This is a genomic window from uncultured Eudoraea sp. (assembly GCF_947260015.1).
In the GTDB taxonomy this organism is placed as follows: domain Bacteria; phylum Bacteroidota; class Bacteroidia; order Flavobacteriales; family Flavobacteriaceae; genus Eudoraea.
In genome coordinates this window covers 1-4,770 of sequence record NZ_CAMYOM010000069.1, presented here as the reverse complement: position 1 = coordinate 4,770, position 4,770 = coordinate 1, and the positions used below count along the sequence as shown (strand labels likewise).

Sequence of the window (4,770 nt, the reverse complement as noted above, 5' to 3'; positions counted from 1 at the left end):
TCCCAAATAACCTCAACAAAGAACTTGTCTATTGCATTATGGCAGGCTGCCCAGTACTTTCTAGAACAGTATACCAGAAGCCACCTTCCATATTGATTTTCTTTCTTTTATCGGTTACTGCCGTAATCGGTAGATAAACATATCTATTGTTAACCCTGCCCACAACAAATCTTGTTCTACCTGACATGGCACCGTGAACTGCATGATAAGCCAATCCGTTACAAAATACGCTATCCTCAGGATTCGCAGGAGCACTTCTTATGATATAGCTAGGATCTATATATTTTATGGTCACCGGACTATCATTCTTCTTAAAGTAATCAGCAATGCTGCTTTTTAGTAACAACCCTATATCTTTATGCTTAATATTTCCGGAGGCATCGGTAAGCTGTCCTTTTTCATCTTTATTAAAAAGATTCTGTCCAGCACCCTCGGCGACCACAATTACAGCGTGATGTTTTTTATCCAATCGTTTCTTAAGCAATTTTAAAAAACCGTTCTCACCTTCGAGCTCAAAATGCATTTCAGGAACCAAAACAAAGTTAACCACAGGCATAGAAATTGCTGCCGAAGCTGCAATAAAGCCACTGTCACGACCCATTAACTTTACAATGGCGATACCATTATAAGCCCCGGTGGCCTCATTGTGGGCATCTCTTATAATCGGGTTGGCTACATTGTAAGCTGTTTCAAAGCCAAAAGTTTTGTCGATAAGATTAATATCATTGTCTATAGTTTTAGGAATTCCTATTACTGAAATATCAAATCCACGTTTGTTAATTTCTTCACCAATGGCATCTGCACCTTTTAAAGTGCCATCTCCTCCGATAGTGAACAATATATCAATACCATTTTCATATATGCAATCAACCATATCACCTACGTCTTGACTACCTCTTGAGGAACCCAATATAGTACCCCCAAATTGATGGATATCCTTAACAAAACTGGGAGTCAAATCGATAAAATCATGACCGTATGAAGGAATAAGACCTTCAAAACCGTACCGTACACCAAGAATCTCCTTAACCCCATAAAAATAAGTAAGCCCCATTACCAAACTGCGGATTACATTGTTAATGCCAGGACACAACCCGCCACAAGTTACTATTGCAGCCTTGGTTTTTCTTGTGTTAAAGTATATTTTTTCCCGTGGACCTGCCTTCACCATGGCCATGGGCTCCTTTTTACCCGCCAAACATTTTTTATATTCTTTAAGTGAGATATCATGCAATATTTTATCATCCTCTTTCACAAAGTTAAAAATATCATCCCCCTGCCTTTTACTTAATCGTAAAGGTGAATCATATGAAGCTTTCCCTAATATATTGATATCGTATTTTTCTTCATTTGCCATTTGTTTAGTCATTTATCGTATTACTTAAAACAAGCAGCAAAAGTACTACATCTGCTTAAAAACTAGCCACTGAATAGTTCCTAAACTTGAATAAATCTTAAATTTTGAATTAGAATATCGAATTTATGAGAATACCTTAATAAAAATCCCTTATCAGTTGGATATGCCAAGTATGTTTCCCTTCCCCCATCATTTAGGGGGTACGTTAATTTCTTGCGTTTAAACACCTCGTAGTGCCTATGTCCACCTTGCTCCACTTCGTAGATAAAACCCAGTCTGCCTTGCTTATTTGGCTTTTTTATTAAGTAACTTTAAATCGTGCTTCCTTATTCAATATGGTTGTTTCGTTTTGGTAGATTTTGTGAGACCTGATACATAAAACAAACAATATTCATTTTACGTAAAAATGCATTAAAAAGAGGAGAAAATAGCCGTGGTTGTAAATCGTAAATATTTAATCTATCCTAAAAAGTCACCTGGGTTCATTCGCAAAGCGAATGGACCAGAGAAGTTCCCCTTTTGCAAACCTGCCGGCCCTCCTGAGGCGGGTAAACCTTCAGGCGGGTAGAAAACATCGCTTTGCTTCGCAATTCGCTTTTTTCATTCCTGTTCGAAAGCTCAAGCAAACTTGGCTTCCTCCCGGAATGAAAAAACCCGCGCCTATTGGCGCGGGTTTTCTGCTTGATGTGGTCCCACTCCTCCAGAGGCGGACAGGCCCTCCTGCGGCGGGCAGGCTGGGCTTCCCGCCCAAGTTTGTTTCACAAAAAAACCCCAGCTTACACTGAGGTTTTTGGTTCCACTTCGTGGTCCCACCTGGGCTCGAACCAGGGACCCCCTGATTATGAGTCAGGTGCTCTAACCAACTGAGCTATAGGACCGGTTAAAATCAATATGTCAAAATATAAATCTCAAAATCAATGTTACGATTATGAGTCAGTCCCGAGTGCTTGGGATAACCAGCTGAGCTACGTGTCCTGAAGTATCAAAGATTACTTCTGGATAGGACCAATTTCGCTAACGCGTATTTCAAAAAACATTAATTAGCTGAACCCCTCCTGCCGTGCCGTCAGGTGGACGCAGGTATAGGGCCGGTTATGCCAAATTTTGGACTGCAATATTACTACTTATTTTCGGTTGCTGCAAATTCTTTAGACGAAGGAAAGTTACTTTAAATCCTTCCTGGTTAGCCAATGCCGTCGTATGTATCCTACTACTTCTAGGTGTTGCCGAAATAAAATGAAGGAGCTACCTGTCAGCCTATGGCCGTCTACTTAGAGCAATTGTTGGCAAATGATTTTAGTTAAATATTTTTATATATTCAGGAAACCAATATTGCTTTCCGCGTTTTGCACCTGTTAATTCCTGAATTATTTCAAGTTGTTCCAACTCTGCGATTAGCTTGTAGACGGAAGGCATCGATAAATCAGTTATACTTTTAACTTTTTTAGCGTCAATTAAAGGGTGTTGATACATATCATTTATTACTGCTCTTCCGTTATTCATTCTGCTACCTAGTTTTTGTAATTTTTTATCTACATCTTTTTGTAGCTTTAATATTTTATCGAAAGTATCAATACTACTTTTGGCTGTTTCTGTAACGCCAACAAGAAAGAATTTAAACCATTGCTGAATATCATTTTTTTCTCTAACCCTTGTTAAATTATCGTAATACAAACTTCTATTTCTTTCGAAAAAATCTGATAAATAAAGTATAGGTTTTTTTAATATTTCTTTTTCAACCAGGTATAGTGTAATCATCAATCTGCCAATTCTACCATTACCATCTAAAAATGGATGTATCGTTTCAAATTGGTAATGAATTAGCGCTATTTTTAATAAATCCGGAAGTATTATTTCTTCATTGTGCGCAAATTTTTCCAGATCACTCATTAATTCTCCGATATCTGATTTATTTGGAGGAATAAAAACCGCATCTGATATGGACGCTCCACCTATCCAGTTTTGACTAGTCCTAAATTCTCCAGGGATTTTATGTTTCCCTCTTACTCCTTGCAATAGTATTTTATGAGTTTGTTTTATTAATCTGGATGAGAAAGGAATTTCGTTTAAGCTTTTTATTGCGGTGTTGAGTGCTTCAATATAATTTTGAACTTCTTCCCAATCATTTCTTTTCTCTTCTGATATATCAGATTTACTTTGTAATGCATCAGCGATATTGGTTTTAGTGCCTTCAATTTTACTTGATTGAGTCGCTTCTTTTAATACATGCATGCTAATAAACAAGTCGATATTAGGTATGTATTCAGAATACATGTCTAATCTTCCCAATTGTCTATCTGCTTTACTTAATAGATTAATGACTTCTATGTCATCCAATGACCATTGCCGATTAATTTTTTCAGGAGAAAAACTTTTAAATGTACCTTGACTTATATATTCTCCTGAATTAAAATTCTTCATTTTTTTTATCAAATCTACAGCTTATTTAAGAAAATACCAAAAAACTTAATTAAGAAAATTTCTAATTTAAAATATTTATAAAAATATTAAATAACGATGAGGTTATTTTAATGTTATCAACGGTTTGGTTATAAGTAGTAGCGTGTCCCGTCCCGATAGCTTCTCCTTCGTAATACTATGGAGAAGGAGCTATCGGGATAGCATATAACTTTGCAAACGGGGCACTTCTCTGGTCCGTGCGCTTTAAGCACGAACCCAGCGCGCCGGCCGAAACGTAGTGAAGGCGGGTTTACCCTCCGAAGTAAAACGAAGGAGGGGCGGGACCACAGTAAGAATCCGTAATACATTGATAAAAAGATGTTTGCGGATTTTTTTATTTAATAGGGTGCTTGAAAGGGTGTAAATAAGTTGTTAACCATCCATTAAAACTTGGTTGCACCTTCAAAGAATATTAATTTTCAAAATCCTCTTCTGGACTTACCTAAGAAGAATTCCTCAAAAAAAGGGGGGGATACCATAAAAAAATATTTAATAATTAGAATCAATAAGGGGCGTACTTCTAGAAAATGTGATTTGATCCTTTTTTTTGTTTTAATGATTATTAATTTATCTATATGTTTTCAACTTTCGTAGTACTGCGATGAAATTTAAATTACAGGAACTTCAATAGTTAAGAACATATCTTGCCCTTCAGTATCTTCCCCTTGATAAAATTTAAAAACATAAGGTTCATTCTGTAGGGCTTGTACTGGTATTGAAAATGTAGTTTCTGTAATATTTGGAGTACAAGGAACACCATCATCTATATGTACAATGGGGTAAATAAGCCTTGAAGTTCCTTCATAGAAGTAATCATATTGATTATAATAATAATAACAACTATCAGGTAATTCTATAGTAATATTAATTCGATACGTACGTCCATAAATAAACTCATCCGGAAGTTCCGCGCTTACAACACTTTTATATTCTAAGTGGTATTCGTGGTAGTT

At 36.5% G+C, this 4,770-nt stretch carries 3 protein-coding genes and 1 tRNA gene; all 4 read right to left on the bottom strand.

Features of this window, described 5'->3' with window-relative positions; translation table 11 throughout:
• Positions 1 to 28 precede the first annotated feature (28 nt).
• Positions 29 to 1,369 carry an ATP-dependent 6-phosphofructokinase gene (locus Q0X66_RS15475; protein WP_297707953.1) on the bottom strand — a complete coding sequence of 447 codons (1,341 nt, stop codon included), beginning with the start codon at positions 1,367 to 1,369 and terminating at the stop codon, positions 29 to 31.
• Between the two features lie 792 nt (positions 1,370 to 2,161).
• Positions 2,162 to 2,235, bottom strand: a tRNA-Ile gene (locus Q0X66_RS15470).
• Positions 2,236 to 2,653: 418 nt separating this feature from the next.
• The gene (locus Q0X66_RS15465) at positions 2,654 to 3,778 is read right to left on the bottom strand and encodes a Fic family protein (RefSeq protein WP_297707951.1); all 1,125 of its coding nucleotides are present in this window, start codon (positions 3,776 to 3,778) and stop codon (positions 2,654 to 2,656) included.
• Positions 3,779 to 4,425: 647 nt separating this feature from the next.
• Positions 4,426 to 4,770, bottom strand: a 345-nt coding sequence (locus Q0X66_RS15460; RefSeq protein WP_297707949.1) for a hypothetical protein, incomplete at its 5' end; no start/stop codon positions are given.

Bases quoted from the DNA above. Each gene is read 5' to 3' on its own strand.
- Q0X66_RS15465 (WP_297707951.1), bottom strand. From the start codon at position 3,778: ATGAAGAATTTTAATTCAGGAGAATATATAAGTCAAGGTACATTTAAA.
- Q0X66_RS15475 (WP_297707953.1), bottom strand. From the start codon at position 1,369: ATGACTAAACAAATGGCAAATGAAGAAAAATACGATATCAATATATTA.